Annotated in this window: 11 protein-coding genes; 8 read left to right on the top strand and 3 right to left on the bottom strand. The window is 68.9% G+C overall.

The features are described 5' to 3' along the window. Window positions 1-65: 65 nt before the first annotated feature. Complete coding sequence (locus tag F0Q34_RS18830) at window positions 66-1,754, bottom strand: methyl-accepting chemotaxis protein (protein WP_149813810.1); 1,689 nt, start codon at window positions 1,752-1,754, stop codon at window positions 66-68. Between the two features lie 196 nt (window positions 1,755-1,950). On the opposite strand from F0Q34_RS18830, the gene F0Q34_RS18835 reads away from it, so the two are divergent. Together F0Q34_RS18835 and F0Q34_RS18840 are read left to right on the top strand one after the other, a co-directional pair. Then, window positions 1,951-4,743, top strand: a complete 2,793-nt coding sequence (locus F0Q34_RS18835; RefSeq protein ID WP_149813811.1) for a phosphoenolpyruvate carboxylase — start codon at window positions 1,951-1,953, stop codon at window positions 4,741-4,743. Window positions 4,744-4,877: 134 nt separating this feature from the next. Continuing rightward, window positions 4,878-5,408 carry an LLM class flavin-dependent oxidoreductase gene (locus F0Q34_RS18840; RefSeq protein ID WP_149813813.1) on the top strand — a complete coding sequence of 177 codons (531 nt, stop codon included), beginning with the start codon at window positions 4,878-4,880 and terminating at the stop codon, window positions 5,406-5,408. Between the two features lie 48 nt (window positions 5,409-5,456). Here F0Q34_RS18840 and F0Q34_RS18845 read toward each other — a convergent pair whose 3' ends face one another. Then, window positions 5,457-6,245 (bottom strand): aldolase, encoded by a 789-nt coding sequence (locus F0Q34_RS18845; protein ID WP_149813815.1) that lies wholly within the window; start codon window positions 6,243-6,245, stop codon window positions 5,457-5,459. 291 nt (window positions 6,246-6,536) lie between these two features. On the opposite strand from F0Q34_RS18845, the gene F0Q34_RS18850 reads away from it, so the two are divergent. The 6 genes from F0Q34_RS18850 to F0Q34_RS18875 all read left to right on the top strand — a co-directional run bounded on the left by F0Q34_RS18850 (window position 6,537) and on the right by F0Q34_RS18875 (window position 14,187). Further along, window positions 6,537-7,040 (top strand): DUF421 domain-containing protein, encoded by a 504-nt coding sequence (locus F0Q34_RS18850; protein WP_149813816.1) that lies wholly within the window; start codon window positions 6,537-6,539, stop codon window positions 7,038-7,040. 311 nt (window positions 7,041-7,351) lie between these two features. Beyond that, the gene (locus F0Q34_RS18855) at window positions 7,352-8,440 is read left to right on the top strand and encodes a TRAP transporter substrate-binding protein (protein WP_149813817.1); all 1,089 of its coding nucleotides are present in this window, start codon (window positions 7,352-7,354) and stop codon (window positions 8,438-8,440) included. After that, window positions 8,437-9,063, top strand: a complete 627-nt coding sequence (locus F0Q34_RS18860) for a TRAP transporter small permease subunit (protein ID WP_161600941.1) — start codon at window positions 8,437-8,439, stop codon at window positions 9,061-9,063. The genes F0Q34_RS18855 and F0Q34_RS18860 overlap by 4 nt, the downstream gene beginning before the upstream one ends. After that, entirely contained in the window at window positions 9,060-10,424 is a 1,365-nt protein-coding gene (locus F0Q34_RS18865; RefSeq protein WP_149813819.1) for a TRAP transporter large permease, read from the top strand. Before F0Q34_RS18860 ends, F0Q34_RS18865 begins: the two co-directional genes overlap by 4 nt. A 90-nt stretch (window positions 10,425-10,514) precedes the next feature. Then, entirely contained in the window at window positions 10,515-12,569 is a 2,055-nt protein-coding gene (locus F0Q34_RS18870) for a hydantoinase/oxoprolinase family protein (RefSeq protein ID WP_149813820.1), read from the top strand. Then, window positions 12,562-14,187, top strand: a complete 1,626-nt coding sequence (locus F0Q34_RS18875; RefSeq protein ID WP_149813821.1) for a hydantoinase B/oxoprolinase family protein — start codon at window positions 12,562-12,564, stop codon at window positions 14,185-14,187. The genes F0Q34_RS18870 and F0Q34_RS18875 overlap by 8 nt, the downstream gene beginning before the upstream one ends. An 18-nt stretch (window positions 14,188-14,205) precedes the next feature. Here F0Q34_RS18875 and F0Q34_RS18880 read toward each other — a convergent pair whose 3' ends face one another. Beyond that, complete coding sequence (locus F0Q34_RS18880; RefSeq protein WP_149813823.1) at window positions 14,206-15,447, bottom strand: NAD(P)/FAD-dependent oxidoreductase; 1,242 nt, start codon at window positions 15,445-15,447, stop codon at window positions 14,206-14,208. Window positions 15,448-15,452 lie beyond the last annotated feature (5 nt).

Below are 15,452 nucleotides of genomic sequence, written 5' to 3' on the forward strand. Positions count from 1 at the left end.
ACACTCCGCAGGCGGCGTTCCCATGTCCAAAGCCAGCCAAAACCAACCAACAAACGTAACCCAAATCAGGCCGTCTTGACCTCTCTGACGAAGCTCTTGACCTCGCCGGTCAGCTGCTCAGACTGCCGCGACAACTCGCCGGAAGCGGCCAGAACCTGAGAGGCTGCGGCACCTGTGTCATTGGCATTCCGGCTGACTGCTTCGATGTTGCGTGAAACCGCATCCGTCGCTTCCGCCGTGCGCTGAACGGTGCGGGCGATTTCCCCCGTCGCCGCGCTCTGCTCCTCGACCGCCGCTGCGATGGTGGTGGTGATTGCGTTCATGTCGTCGATGGCGCTGGCGATGCCCTGGATGGCATTCACCGCGTCATGGGTGGCGGCCTGGATCTGGCCGATCTGCGCGCTGATTTCCTCGGTGGCCTTGCTGGTTTGCTGCGCCAGGCTCTTCACCTCGGAGGCAACCACGGCGAAGCCTTTCCCGGCCTCGCCGGCCCGCGCCGCCTCGATGGTGGCGTTCAAGGCCAGCAGATTGGTCTGCCCGGCGATGGAGGTGATCAGCCCGACCACCTCGCCGATCTTGCTCGCTCCTTCCGCCAGGGTCCGCACCGTCACATCCGTCTGCCGGGCCCGCTCCACGGCCATGGAGGCCACGCCGGACGCCTGGGTCACCTGACGGTTGATCTCGCTGATGGAGGCGGAGAGTTCCTCCGCAGCCGAGGCGACGGTCTGCACCCCGCCCCCCGCCAGCGCGGCGGCATTGCTCACCTCGCCCGCCTGGGTGTTGGTCTGCTGTGCCGTGGCCGACATGCTGCGGGCGGTGGCCTCCAACTCTGTCGAGGCGGAGGAAAGAATGCCGACCATGTTGCCGACCCGCTCCTCGAAGCCGCGCACCAGCGCATCCACCTGCGCCGCCCGCTTTTCACGCCCGGCGCGGGATTCCTGCTGTTCCGCCGCCATCTGGTCAGCGGCGATCATGTTGTCCTTGAACACCTGGACGGCAGAGGCCATGCCGCCGATCTCATCACCGCGGCTGGTGCCCGGGATCGCCGCCGTCAGGTCCCGCTCCGCCAGCCGACGCATCGCCTCCGTCATCGTGGAAATGGGCACCGAGATGTTGCGCACCAGGATGAGGCCGATCAGGCCGCAGATCAGAACCATCACCCCCAGCACGATGAGGATCATGTCATAGGCGCGCTCGCCAATGGCGGTGCCGGCTTCCGCCGCCGCGACGCCGCCCCGGGCGTTGTATTCGATGCCCGCCTGCAATGCGGCACGGAATTCGTTCATCGCGGGGTTCATGCTGTCGAGATAGGCCGCCGCTTCCGTGGCCTGCCCGGCCGCGACCAACTGCTTCAGCGGCTCGGAGATCGTCTTGTACCTCTCCCAGCGCGAGGCGAATTCATGGGCCAGCCTTGTTTCCTCGGCCCCTTTGATATGGGGCCTGTATTCAGCCAGGGTGCTGTCGAAGAGCTGGACCTGCGTGTTGAGGTTGTTGAGCGTGTGCTGGCGCCGCTCGGGGAAGGTGGTGGTCGCAAAGCTGTACTGGTTCAGGCGCACGCGCTCCGCCACCTGCGCCATCCGCCCCAGGAGCTGGGTGGCGGGAAGCCAGTCCGAACCGATCTCCGCCGCCGCCCGGTTCATGGTGGAAAGCCGGTTCGCGGAGAAAAGGCCAAGGCTGAGGGTGGTGGCCAGGACGATGGCGAAGGCCCCCATGATCTTTAGCCGGATGCTGGCATGGTCCAGAAGCTTTGACATGTGGTGTCCCTGAAGGATGCGCTGTGCCGCCACTTTCCCCGGGATCAACTAAGTTCCGCTTAAACAGGGGGCGGATATTTCGCCCCGGAATGGCGGCCCCCCTAGTGGGGCGACGCCTCGCCATCCCTTGCCCGCCCGTGCGGGGGGGCGCAAAAATCCTGGCGACAAACGCCCCTCGCCGGCGCAGCATCGTGCCATGGAAGCGTTCCGCGAGAGCCATCTGGATGCCATGGCCGCCGGCGCCCGACGGGCGGCGCAGGGCGACCCTTTCGCCAATCCGGCGCTGTCCACCGCCCTGGCGATCAGCCGCAAGCTGGATGATGGCGAAGCATCGCATGACGACCTCGCCCAGGTGCTGCAGGCCCTGGCGCAGGCGGCATTCCGCGACCGCGCGCAACGCCTCGCACGGGGGGTGGGTCATGACGGCCATGCCGGGCATGATGCCGCGCTGGCGCTGCTGGCCAACCGCGCCGCGCGCCCGGACCCGGAAGACAGCCCGGTCCGCTTCGCCGTTTTCCAGGCTTCCTGCGAGCGTCCCCGGGCTGCGGCGGTGTTCACCGCCCATCCCACCTTCAGCCTGCCGCGCGAAACCGCCAACGCCCTGGCCCGCGCCGCCACCGGCGGTCCATTGCCCGACCCGTTGCTGCTGCGCCCGGCCGGCCCCACCCTGGTGGAAGAGTTCGAGCAGGCGGCCGCCGCCATCGCCAATGGCCGGGACGCCCTCGACCGGCTGGGCGCCGCCTTTCTCGGCACTGCCCGCGCCATCTGGGCGGATCGCTGGACCCAGCTGGTGCCGCGGCCGGTGATCCTGGCTTCCTGGGTGGGCTACGACACCGATGGGCGCACCGATATTGGCTGGCACGACACGCTGCGGCTGCGGCTGCGGATGAAGCAGTTGCAGTTGGCGCGGCTGGCCCGGCAGCTCGATGCCCTGCCGCCCGATTGCACCGCCGCCCTGCGCCGGCGCGCCGAGGCGGCGGTGCAGGCGGTGCAGGCGCAGATCGCCGCCTGCCCGCCTTCCGGCACCCCGCGCCCGGAGGCGGCGCAGGCCTTCGCCCAGGCCCTGGTGGGCCAGCGCGAGGCTGCCCTGACCACGCTGGACCCCCTGCTGGAGCTGTTCCCCGGCGCCATCGCGGCGGCGCCCGATGATCAGGCGCGCCTCGCCCTTTGTGTGGCCCGCGCGGGGCTGGTGGCGCATGGGCTGTCGCTCGCGCACACCCATGTGCGGCTCAACAGCGCCCAGTTGCACAACGCCGTGCGGCTACGCTTTCCGGCGCTGGGCACGGGCCCGGAAGATCCGTCCCGCCGCCGCGCTCTGTTCGCCGCCATCAACGCCACGCTGGACGAGGCGCGGGCGGAACCGGTGGACACCGGCGGGCTGATCGCCGAACCGGCCTCGGCGGCGCGGCTGATGATGACGGTGGCCCAGATCGCCAAGCATGTGGATGCCAGTCAGCCTGTCCGCTTTCTCGTGGCGGAAACGGAAAGCGGCTACACCCTGCTGGCCGCGCTGCTGCTGGCGCGGCTTTGCGGCGCGGAAGATCACGTCGAGATCTCGCCCTTGTTCGAAACCGCCGAAGCGCTGGAACAGCGCGGCGAGCGGGTGGTGGAGGAAGCGCTGCGTTCGCCGCACTGGCGCGCCCATCTGAAGCGCATCGGGCGGCTTTGCCTGCAATTCGGCTATTCCGATTCCGGCCGCTACATCGGCCAGGTGGCCGCGACCCACCTGATCGAGCGGCTGAAGCTGCGGATCATCGAATTGCTCGCCCGCCACAACATGCACGACCTGGAAGTGGTGCTGTTCGATACCCATGGCGAAGGCCTGGGCCGCGGCGGCCATCCGGACGGGCTGGCGGCGCGGCTCGACTACCTCGATCCGCCGGCCGTGCGGGCCGCCTTCGCCGCGCAGGGCATCCGGGTCCGGCAGGAAACCTCCTTCCAGGGCGGCGACGGCTATCTCCTGTTCGGGACGCCCGCCCTGGCCCATGCGGCGGTCGCCCGCATCGCCGAGCACGCTTTCGCGCCGCTGCCCTCCGGCAGCCCCGATCCCGTTTATGCCGAAGGCGGCTTCGCGACCGACCTGTTCAGCGGCGCCCGGGCCGCCTTCCATGGGCTGGTGGAGGATGCCGGCTATGCCGCGCTGCTCGGCGCCTTTGGCGCCTCGCTGCTGGACCGCACCGGCTCGCGCCCTGCCGCGCGGCAGAGCGACAGCGGCGGACCCCCCACCATCCGCCACCCGCGCGAGCTGCGCGCCATTCCCAACAATGCGGTGTTGCAGCAGCTCGGCTTCCTGGCGAACCTCATGCACGGCCTGGGCCATGGCGCGCTGCAGGACCCGGACACCTTTGCGGAGCTGCTGCGCCGCAGCCCCCGCTTCGCCAATGCCCTGGCTTTCGCCCGTGCCGGCTTGGCCCTGTCCGATGCCGATGTGCTGCGCGGCTATATCGCCAGCCTTGATCCCGTCACCTGGCTCGACCGCGCGGCGCAGACCCGGCGCCCGGGCCGCCCCAAGGCGCTGATGGCGGTGGCCGAGGCATTGGGCACGCTGGGCCTCGCCGATCCGGCGCGCGCCGTGTTCCGCCGGCTGAAGGCCGACGACCTGGCGCTGCGCGCCGCCTGGCCGGATGCGGCGCCGCGCATGAGCGACCGGCTTTTCGCCCTGCATGCCCTGCGGCTGTGCCTGATCCACCGCATCTGGTTGCTGGCGGTGTCGGTGCCAGATTTCTCGCCGCGCCACGGGGTGACGCGGGAAGGACTGGTGCAGCGCCTGTTGCGCCTCGACGTGCCGGGCGCCGTGGATGTGCTGGAACAGGTCTTCCCCGCAGAGGACCCGCCCGGCGCCGCGCTGGACTTCGCTGAGCCGCCGGCCGCGCGGCATGGCGGCTATGGCCGGGAGCGCGACGAGATCCTCCGCCCTCTGCGGGAAATGTTTGGCCTCGTGCGCGAAATCAGTGCCGTGGTGTCGCTGGAATGCGGCGCCTTCGGATAGGCGGTCGCGCGGGCAGGAGGGATTGTTCGCTGGCTTCATGCTCCCCGCCGGGATGTCAGCCACCCCATCGCGGCGCGCCTTCGCCCGCGATGCGCAACGAAGGGAGAGCGAGAGTCAGCGATCAGCCGTGCAGGATGGCCCTCGGCCTGAACCTGGCGGGCGCCCACGCTGCCGCCGCCCTCGACATCCGCTTCCGGAAGCAGATGGCGCGCCGGGCCGAGGCGGCGAAGTTCCACTTCATGTTCTGGGCCGACGCCATCGCCATGCGCTCCTCCGCCAAGGACGAGGAACAGCTGAGCTATGACAGCCGCATCGACGTGTTCGAGCCGCTGACGCTGCTGGCCGCGCTGTCCGCCATGGCCAAGCAACTCGGCCTTGCCGCGCTGGCACCGTCCTTTGGCGATCTTCCCGGCTATCCGCTGGACGGGCCGCTGCCGCCTATGCTGGCCGACAGCAACGCTCTCAAGAGCAGCCATGCGAAGCTGGCGAACTGTCTGGAAGGCAGGGCCATGACCATCCGGGACCTGCTGCGGGCACCATCGGCGGCGTCCGGCCATCATATCATGACCGGCACGACGGAAAGCATCGCCGACGTAATGGATGACTGGCTCATCCATCGCGGCATGCGCCGGTTCCAGCCGCTGGAAAGGGCAACGGGCGGCTGAGCCGCCCCGCGCGCCGTGGATGCGGGAAAGCCGTGCTTTCGCGGCCGTTCAGGCCAGGAAGCCGGGCTCCTCGCGCATGAGGATGCGCTTGACGCTTTCCAGGTGCTGCCGGGCGCTGTCGCGGCGGCCGGTGGCTTCCTGGGCCGCGACGCGGCGGGCGATCTCATCCGGCACGCGCAGCAGCTTGCGGCCGGTGCTCATCGCCAGCACCTGGGCCTGCGCCGCGCGTTCGAGATAGTAAAGATCGTCCCAGGCTTCGGCGATGGTTTCGCCCAGCACCATGACGCCGTGATTCTTCATGAACACCACATCGGCCTCGCCCAGGCTGGCGGCGATGCGGTCGCCCTCGCGCTCGTCCAGCGCCAGGCCCTGGTAATCCTCATCGACGGCGAGGCGGCCATAGAAGCGCAGCGATGTTTGCCCGGCCCAGGCGAGCGGCTCGCCTTCCAGCATGGCCAGGGCGGTGGCGTAGGGCATGTGGGTGTGGAAGGCGACCCTGGCGCGCGGCTTGGCGGCGTGCAGGCGGGCATGGATGTAGAAGGCAGTGGCCTCGGGCTGGCCGTCGCCCTCCACCACATTGCCGTGCAGGTCGCAGACCAGCAGGGAGGAGGCGGTGATCTCGGAAAAGGCCAGCCCGTAGGGGTTCACCAGGAACAGGTCGGGCCGGCCCGGCACCACCGCCGAGAAATGGTTGCAGATGCCTTCCTGCAGCCCGTGCCGCGCGGCCATGCGGAAGCAGGCCGCGAGGTCCACGCGGGCGCGCTGCAAGGCGGCGGCATCGGGATGCTCGTTGGAGAGCATGGGTGACGCCGTGGCGGCGCCGATCGGGTGGGCCATGGTGGCTGCTCCTTCAATCCGGCGGAGCATGGCCCGGTTGGGGCCGGGGCCTCAACCCCTCGGTACGATTCCGGGGCGGAGGGGAAGCGGACGGACGGCGGAATGGCGGCCAGCGGCGCCCGCGTCCTGGCGCCGCTGGAGGCCCGTCATCCGCCCCACAAGACCTGCCCCGCGCAACCCGGCATGAAGGCCGTCATTCGCCACTGTCAGATGGTGCTCCGTGGAATGCCGCAAGAAGCAGCCTTGAGGATCTTGGACGTTCTTGCGGAAAGGAAAAGGTGAGCAAAGAACATGCAACTGGTTCCAGCCGATTGGTCGAGCATCTTTGTGCCGGAAGGCGCTCTGCTTGAGCATCTGGCGCGCGGCACCATCCTGTATTTCGGCATCCTTGTGCTCATGCGCATCATGCCGAGACGCAGCGGAGGCGAACTGGCGGCGATGGACCTCGTCTTCGTCGTCCTGATCGCCGATGCGGCGGCCGAAGGAATGGGCGGCCACACCTCCATCCCTGACGGCCTCCTGCTTGTCGTGGTTTTCATGGCCTGGAACTACCTGATCAATATTCTCAGCTACCGCCTGCCATTCTTCGAATGGCTGGTTTCGGCGCCTCCGCTGCAGGTGGTGCGGGACGGCAAGCTTTTGCGGCGCAACATGCGGCGTGAGTTCCTTACCGAGGAAGAACTGATGACCTATCTGCGGAAGGACGGCGTGTCCGGTATTGGTGAGGTGAAGGCGGCTTACGTCGAGGGCGACGGCAAGATCACCGCGACGCGCCACAACAGGAAGGGCGGATAGGTCCGGGCACGTCCCGGCCCGCCGCCTTCTTCATTCTGTTCGCGCTTGGCTGCGGCATCGGCCGGAAGTTCACCGAATGACCAGGCCCATTGAGCGATGGAAGAGGCAGGATGCATAAGCGCCTGCTGCGCCGGCCCTGTTTTCCGGGCCTGATTCATAAGTTTTCCTAATGCCTCCGCCTCACCATAGATGATTTGCTTTTTTCAAAACAGCGGAGGCTAATCCGTACTTCGGAGGACGACCCAAAGAAGGACGGCCCGGCCCACCCGCCAGGGAACACGGCCTTCATTTTTGATGGAGGACCGATACGAATGATCCGTAGTGTCGCGACATGCGTGTTCACCTTCGGACTCGCGCTCGCCCCGGGCCTTATTGGCTCCGCTTATGCGCAGATGCCGGAAAGCCTGCCCGCAGGGGCGCCGCTGCGCCTTTCCGCCGTGACGCAGCCGCTGCCGACGCAGCCGCAATTCACCCGGGTCGATATCCCTTATCTGCGGGAAGCCATTCCCAAGCGCAGCAACGGCCGCATCTCCGTCCAGCTTTCCACCCATGCGGAACGGAACCTGGCGGGGAACGAGATCGTCAGGCTGGTGCGCTCCGGGCAGGTCGATATCGGCGCCGGCACGCTTTCCACCCTTTCGGGCGACGTGCCGCTGCTGGACGGCATCGACCTCGCCGGCCTCAGCCCGGAGATCGGCCAGGCGAAGAAGATCGCCGAGGCCATCCTGCCGGCTGCCAACAAGGAACTGGAGCGGTTCGGGGTACGGCTTCTCGCCATCTATCCCTTTCCGGCCCAGGTCGTGTTCTGCCGGCAGCCCTTCACCTCCCTGTCCGACCTGAAGGGCAAGAAGGTCCGCACCTTCGGCAACTCGCTGAACGACTTCATCACCACCATCGGCGCGCAGCCGGTTAGCATCGGCTTTCCCGAAGTCTACAGCGCGCTGGAACGCGGCGTGACGGATTGCGGCATCACCGGGACGGGCAGCGGCGCGTCGGCCCGCTGGCCGGAAGTCACCACCCATGTCTCCAGCCTTGCTCTGTCCTGGGCACTGGCCGGCTACATGGTCAATGTCGCGTGGTGGAACCGGCTGGACCCGGAAGTCAGGAACTTCATCGAGGCCACCTTCAAGGAAATCAACGACAAGCAGTGGGAGCTGGGCCACACCGCAACCCGGGACGGCATCACCTGCAGCATCGGCCTCGCGGATGAATGCAAGCTGCACCCGCTGGCGGCGCGCCCGATGACCGAGGTGAAGCCGGTGGAAGCCGATCAGGCCCTGGTCACGAAGACCTTCCGCGACGTGGTTCTGCCGAACTGGGTGAAGCGCTGCGGCGCGCGTTGCGGCGAAATCTACAACCAGGTGATCGCGCCTATCAGCGGCGTGGAGTATCGCCCTTGAGAGGCGGCGTCCCTGCGCCCCTGCGGGTGGCGCAGGGCCTGACGCGGTGGGTCAGCCGTCTTGCCGCCGTCATGGCCTATCTGGCGGGCTGGAACTACATCCTTTGCGCCGTTCTCATCACCTTCGATGTTGTGGCGCGCAACCTTCTCGGCTTTTCCACCGCGGCGACGGTTGAGATCAGCGGCTACATGCTCGCCTGCGGGATTGCCTGGGCGCTGGCGCACACGCTGGCGCGGCGCGCGCATATCCGGGTGGACGTGCTGGTGAACCGGATGCCGCTGCGCCTGCGCGTCTGGCTGCATGTTCTCGCCGTGGCGCTGCTGGCGGGCTTCGCCGTCTTCATCGCCTGGGGCGGCTGGCAGATCGTCGAGGAATCCGCGCTCTTCGATGCGCATGACAACAGCGCGCTGCGCATCCCCCTGATGCTGCCCCAGGGCATCTGGGCCTTCGGCCTCCTGGCCTTCCTGGTCATGTCCCTGGTGCTGCTCCTGGAATCGGCGCTCGCCCTGCTCCTTGGCGAGCTGGAGGAGGTGGATGCGCTGCTGGGCTCCCGCTCCGTCGATGACGAAACCAGGGAAGCGCTGGAAGCCGTGGCCATGGCGCGGGAGGAGCAGCCCGCATGATCGCCATCGCCTTTCTTCTCGGCCTGCTCGGGCTGCTCGTCTTCGCGGCGGCCGGCACCGGCCAATCCCTACCGATCGCCGAGATCCTGGGGCTGATCGCCGTTTTCATCGTCTTCTTCGGCGCCGGCGTGCATGTGGCGGCGGTGCTGGGCATCCTGGCGCTGCTGATCGGCGTGATCTTTTCCGACCGGCCCTTCTGGTTGTTCGCCGGGCAGACCTTCTGGGGGCCGTCGAGCAATTTCGTGCTGGTGGCCGTGCCGCTCTTCCTGCTGATGGGGGAGATCCTGCTCCGCGCCGGCCTGTCGGACCGGCTCTACAAATCACTGAACATCTGGTTGAACCGGTTGCCGGGCGGGTTGCTCCACACCAACATCGCATCCTGCGCCCTGTTCTCGGCGATTTCCGGCTCCTCGGTGGCGACGGCGGCCACCATGGGTTCCGTCGCGCTGCCTTACTTCGACAACACGAAATACAGCCAGCGCATGGTGCTGGGCTCGCTGGCGGCGGGCGGCGCCATGGGCAACCTCATCCCGCCCGGCATCACCTTCATCGTCTACGGGCTGATCACCGAAACCTCGGTGGGCGCGCTCTACATCGCGGCGCTGCTGCCTAGCATCCTGGTCACGCTGCTCTTCGCCGGCGTCATCACCCTGCACGGGCTGCGCAACCCGCTCGCCAAGCCGGCCGCCCTGCCGCTTTCGGTGAAGCTGCGCTCCCTGGTCGGGCTGCTGCCGACCATGGCGCTGATCGTCATGGTGCTGGGCTCCATCTATGGCGGCTATGCCACGCCGACCGAGGCGGCGGCGCTGGGCGTGGCGGGGGCCGCCTTCTTCGCCCTGGTGGAGCGGAGGCTGACCTTCCAGATGCTCAACGCCTCGGCCGAGGCGACGGCGCGCAACACCGCGCTGCTCGGGCTCATCATCCTCGCGGCGTATCTGCTGAACTACATCCTGACGGTGATCAACGTCCCGCAGGCGCTGGCGGACATGATCGCCAACCTGCCGGTGCCGCCCTGGGCGATCATGCTGGCCATCATCGGCATGTATTTCGCGCTGGGCACCTTCATGGAGGGCTTTTCCATGATCATCACCACCGTGCCCGTGGTGTTCCCCATCGTCGTCGCGCTGGGCTACGATCCGATCTGGTTCGGCGTGGTGGTGACGATGCTGGTGGAGATCGCCGCCATCAGCCCGCCGGACGGGACCGTGATGTATGTGCTGCAGGGCATGCGGCCGCGCGGCGGCCCGATCACCGATGTGTTCGTGGGCGTCATGCCCTTCCTGCTGGCCTATCTGGCCGCCGTGGGAATGCTGCTGATCTGGCCGGAGATCGCCCTCTGGCCGCTGAGCTTCATGCGGTAGCCGCCGCCTTCCGATGATTTGACCCCATGTGACGGCCCGCGCCCGCCCGGGGCGCGTGGCCTTCCCCAATGCCGGAGTTTCCCGCGCGCCATGGATTCCTTTATCCGGATCGCCATCGATATCGGTGGCACCTTCACTGACCTGCAGATCCTGGACGAGCGCAGCGGTGCGCTCAGCAGCCTCAAGACGCCCACCACGCCGGAAGACCCCTCGATCGGGCTGCTGGCGGGCATCCGGGAAGCCGCCGACCGCTTCGGCTTCTCGCTCCGCGACATCCGCCTGCTGCTGCATGGCACCACCATCGCGACCAACGCGGTGCTGGAGCGCCGCCTGGGGCGGGGCGTGCTGCTGACCACGGCGGGCTTCGAGGACGTGCTGGAGATCGGCCGCCATTCCCGCCGGGACATCTATGGCCTGCGCCCGCACCAGGAGCCGCCGCTCATCCCGCGCGATCGCCGGCTGGGCCTGCCCGAGCGCATGCGCGGCGACGGCCGGGCGGAGCGGAGCCTGGCCGCCGAGGCGGTGGAGGCCCTGCTGCCCCGCCTGGATGCCCTGGAAGCGGACACCGTCGCCGTCTGCCTGCTGAACGCCCATGTCAACGCGGCGCATGAGCAGCTGGTGGCGGAACGCCTGCAAGCCCTGCGGCCGCATCTTCCGGTGTCCATCTCCAGCGAGATCAGCCCGGAGATCCGCGAATATGAGCGTTCCTCCACCACGGTGCTGAACGCGCTGCTGATGCCGGTGGTGGGCGGCTATCTCGACCGGATGGGTTCCCGCATGGCCGAGGCCGGGCTCGATGCCCGGCTTCTCCTGGTGCAATCCAATGGCGGCGTCTGCAGCCCGGAAGTGGCCAAGCGGCAGCCCGCGCGGCTGCTGCTCTCCGGCCCGAGCGGCGGCGCGCTGGCGACGCTGCGGATGGCCGAGACGCTGGGGCGGCCGAACCTGCTCGGCGTCGACATGGGTGGCACCAGCTACGACATCTGCGTGGTGCGGGAGGGCGCGGTCACGCAGATGACCCAGGGCGAGATCGACAATTTGCCGGTCCGGCTGCCCATGGTGGAGATCCGCACCATCGGCTCCGGTGGCGGCTCCATCGCGGCGATCGACGATGCGGGGCGGCTGCGCGTCGGCCCGCGCAGCGCCGGCTCCCGTCCCGGCCCGGTCTGCTATGGGCGCGGCGGCACGGAACCGGCGGTGACCGACGCCAATATCGTCCTCGGCCGGCTCGATCCGCGCTTCTTCCTGGGTGGCGCCATGGCGCTCGACAGCGCCGGTGCGGCCGGGGCCATCGCCGCCCGGATCGGCGCACCGCTGGGCTTCGGCACGGAACAGGCCGCCGAGGGCATCCTGGCCGTCACCGACACCAACCTCGCCGCCGCCGCCCGCCTCAGCCTGTTCGAGAAGGGGCTCGATCCGCGCGATTTCAGCCTGCTGTCCTTTGGCGGGGCCGGTGGGCTGCATGCCGTCTCGGTGGCGGAGGAACTGGGCATCGGGGAGGTGGTGTTCCCCACCGATGCCAGCACCTTCTCCGCCTTCGGCATCCTGCATTCCGACATCGTGCACGACCTGGTGCGCTCCCGCGTCATGCCGCTGGACGAGGCGGCCCTGCCCTGGATCGAGGAGGCGCTGGCCGCGCTCCGCGCGCAGGGCGAGGCGCTCCTCGACGCCGATGGCGTGCCGGCGGCCGACCGGCGCTTCATGGCCTCGGCCGATCTGCGCTATCACGGCCAGGCTTTCGAGCTGGTGGTGCCGTGGTCCGCGGCGCGGGCCGACCCTCAGGCGCTGGCCGCCATGCTGGCCGATTTCCATCTTCTGCATGAGCAGCGCTTTTCCTATTCCAACCCGGAAGCGCCGGTCGAGCTGGTGGCCCTTCGCCTGGGATGCACGGGGCTGCTGCCCCCCGTGAAGACCCTGCGCAACGCCGCCCGCGGCGCCGACCGCATGCCGGAGGCACGAGACCTCTGGCTGCGCGGCGAATGGCGCGCGGTGCCCGTGTATCAGCGTGAGCAATTGTCCGGCCCGATCGATGGGCCCGCGCTGATCGAGGAAGAATACACCACCATCTTCCTGGCCGGAGGCTGGCGCTGCGCACCCGGCCCGGCCGGCGCGCTGATCGCCCGCAAGGAGGCCATCCATCATGCTTGATCCCGTCGCGCTCGAAATCCTCCGCAACGCCCTGACCGCCACCGCGGCCGAGATGGATGTGACGGTGTGGCGCACCAGCCGCTCCACCGTGGTGCGGGAGCTGCTGGATTATTCCACCGCCGTGTTCGACCGCGACGGTCAGAACGTCGCCCAGGCGGCGCGCATCCCGCAGCACCTGAATTCCATGGGCTCCGGCCTGCTGACCGTGCTGCGCGAGCACCTGCCTGTTGAGCAATGGGAGGAAGGCGATGTGGTCATCACCAACGATCCCTATTGCGGCGGCCAGCATATTCCCGACATCCTCGCCTTCCGGCCGGTTTTCCTGGACGGGCAGCGGGTGGCGATCGTCGGCACGCTTTGCCACCATCTCGACATGGGCGGCATGGCCGCTGGCTCCTATGCCGCCGCCGCCACCGAGATCTTCCAGGAAGGGCTGCGCATCCCGCCGCTGAAGCTGGTGCGCGGCGGTGTGCTGAACACCGACCTGCTGGCCATGATGCGGCAGAATGTGCGCCGGCCGGACATGCTCTGGGGCGACCTGCAAGCGCAGATCGCCTCGCTGGCGGTGGGGGAGGCCAATATCCGCCGCCTGGCGGCCCGCACCGGCGCGGAAAGCTTCATTGCCGCCTGCGCCCAGATGCTGGATGGCAGCGAGCGCGCCATGCGCGCCATGATCGGCCGCATCCCGGACGGGCGGTACGAGTTCGAGGATTTCCTCGACGATGACGGCATCTCGCCGGACGCCATCCGCATCCACGCCGCCGTGGTGGTGGAGGGGGAGGAGATCACCATCGATCTTTCCGGCTGCGGCGGGCAGGCGATCGGGCCGGTCAACGCCACCCTGGCCTCGGCGCAATCGGCGATCTCCTATGCCGTGATGGCGGTGGCCGATGTGGAGATCCCGGCCAATGCCGGCTGCTACCGCCCGATCCGCACCATCGCGCCGGAAGGCCTGATCGTGAATGCCCGCCACCCCGCGCCGGTGGCCAACCGCGTCGCGGTCAGCCACAGGCTGGCGACCACCATCCTGGGCGCCCTGCACCAGGCCATCCCGGGCCGGGTGCCGGCGGCCTATTACGGCGTTTCCTATGTCTGCTCCTTCCAGACCATCGGCGAGAATGGCGAGCGGGGCGTGCTGGTGGAGATCGAGGTGGGCGGCAGCGGCGCCTATGCCGACAAGGACGGGCTTTCCGCCTACACCTTCGGCATGCACAACAACTCGAACATCCCGGCGGAGATGATCGAGAGCGAGTTGCCGCTGACCATCACCGGCTACGGCCTGGTGCCGGGCTCGGGCGGGGCCGGGCGGCATCGCGGCGGGCTCGGCCTGTTCCGGGAATGGCGCATCGACAGCGCGGAGGCGATCTTCACCGCCAATCTGGAACGCTTCAAGTTCCAGCCCTACGGCCTCGAAGGCGGCGGCAAGGGCCGGGAAGGGCGCCTCATCATCATCAGCGGCGGGGAGCGCAGGGTGCTCGGCTCCAAGGTCAACAACCTGCGCCTGAAGCGCGGCGACATCGTGCGCCTGGAAACCTCGGGCGGCGGCGGCTATGGCAATCCGGTGGAGCGCAGCGCCGAGGCCCGCGCGCGGGACGCGGCCCTGGGCTACGTTGCCTGATGGCGGCGCGCGGAGCGGCTAGAACCGCTCCGCCCGATAGGGCGCGGGGTCGATGAAGGGCGCCTCGCCGGTCATCATCTCGGCCAGCAGCCGGCCGGTGGTGGGGCCCAGCGTCAGCCCCTGATGGGCGTGGCCGAAGGCGCACCAAGCCCCCTGTTGTCCGGGCAGGGGCCCGATGATGGGCAGCATGTCCGGCGTGCAGGGGCGCACGCCCATCCAGGGCCTGTCCTCCACCTTTTCTGCCAGCGGCAGCAGGGTGCGGGCGATGGGCTCGGCGCGCGCCAGCTGGACGGGCGTGGCCGGCGCGTCGGGACGCGCGAATTCGGCGCCGGTGGTCAGGCGGATGCCCGCGCGCATGGGCGCGAGCAGGAAGCCGCTGGCGACATCGAGAACGGGCCGGTTGAGCACCGCATTGCCACGCAGGCCGAAATGGTAGTGGTAGCCGCGCTTCCCGAAGAGAGGCGGCGCATAGCCCAGCGGCCCCGTTGCCTTGGAGGAAGCCGCGCCGAGGGCGATCACGACCTCCTGCGCCTTGGCAGGGCCGTCGCTGGTCTGCACCTGCCAGCCGGCGCCGTGGCGCCGCAGGGTGGCGGCGTCGCCCCTGGCAAGGCTGCCGCCCAGCTTGGTGAAAAGCGCGGCATAAGCCAGCGTGAGCGCCTGAGGGTCGCTGACGGAACAGGCGTCGGTCCAGTGCAGGGCGCCGGCGCGCCGGACCAGCAGGTGGGGCTCGGCGGCAGCCAGCGCATCACTGTCGAGCACAGCGTAGTTCACGCCATGGGCGCGGTGCGCGGCGTCCGCCTGCACCGCCGCGGCCTCCAGCTCCCCCTGGGTGCTGAACAGCCGCATCCAGCCGATGGGGCGCAGCAGCCCTGCCGCCCCGGCGTCCCGCGCCACCGCCATGTGCTCGTCAAGGCAGGTGACGATCAGCTTCGCGTAGTCCGCGGCGACGCGCAGATAGCGTTCCGGCTCCGAATGCCACCAGTAGCGCAGCAGCGGAGACATGAAGCCGGGCAAGGCCAGCGGATGGTAGGAAACATCCACGGCCTTGTTCCGCGCGATGCGCAGCAACTCGGCCGTGCTGCGGGGGAAGGGATGGGGATGGACGGCCTCCCGCTGGATCAGCCCGCCATTGCCGAAGGACGCGCCCTCGCCAGGACCCTGCCGGTCCACCAGCATGACGTCGACGCCGCGCCGGCGCAGATGCAGGGCCACCGAAACCCCCACCATGCCGGCACCCAGCACCAAGACCGACCTTCCCATTCGCC

The organism is Teichococcus oryzae (genome assembly GCF_008386565.1).
Taxonomy (GTDB): Bacteria; Pseudomonadota; Alphaproteobacteria; order Acetobacterales; family Acetobacteraceae; genus Pseudoroseomonas; species Pseudoroseomonas oryzae.

Coding starts and splice junctions, on each gene's coding strand:
- F0Q34_RS18830 (WP_149813810.1), bottom strand. CDS start 1,754: ATGTCAAAGCTTCTGGACCATGCCAGCATCCGGCTAAAGATCATGGGG.
- F0Q34_RS18835 (WP_149813811.1), top strand. CDS start 1,951: ATGGAAGCGTTCCGCGAGAGCCATCTGGATGCCATGGCCGCCGGCGCC.
- F0Q34_RS18840 (WP_149813813.1), top strand. CDS start 4,878: ATGGCCCTCGGCCTGAACCTGGCGGGCGCCCACGCTGCCGCCGCCCTC.
- F0Q34_RS18845 (WP_149813815.1), bottom strand. CDS start 6,245: ATGGCCCACCCGATCGGCGCCGCCACGGCGTCACCCATGCTCTCCAAC.
- F0Q34_RS18850 (WP_149813816.1), top strand. CDS start 6,537: ATGCAACTGGTTCCAGCCGATTGGTCGAGCATCTTTGTGCCGGAAGGC.
- F0Q34_RS18855 (WP_149813817.1), top strand. CDS start 7,352: ATGATCCGTAGTGTCGCGACATGCGTGTTCACCTTCGGACTCGCGCTC.
- F0Q34_RS18865 (WP_149813819.1), top strand. CDS start 9,060: ATGATCGCCATCGCCTTTCTTCTCGGCCTGCTCGGGCTGCTCGTCTTC.
- F0Q34_RS18870 (WP_149813820.1), top strand. CDS start 10,515: ATGGATTCCTTTATCCGGATCGCCATCGATATCGGTGGCACCTTCACT.
- F0Q34_RS18875 (WP_149813821.1), top strand. CDS start 12,562: ATGCTTGATCCCGTCGCGCTCGAAATCCTCCGCAACGCCCTGACCGCC.
- F0Q34_RS18880 (WP_149813823.1), bottom strand. CDS start 15,447: ATGGGAAGGTCGGTCTTGGTGCTGGGTGCCGGCATGGTGGGGGTTTCG.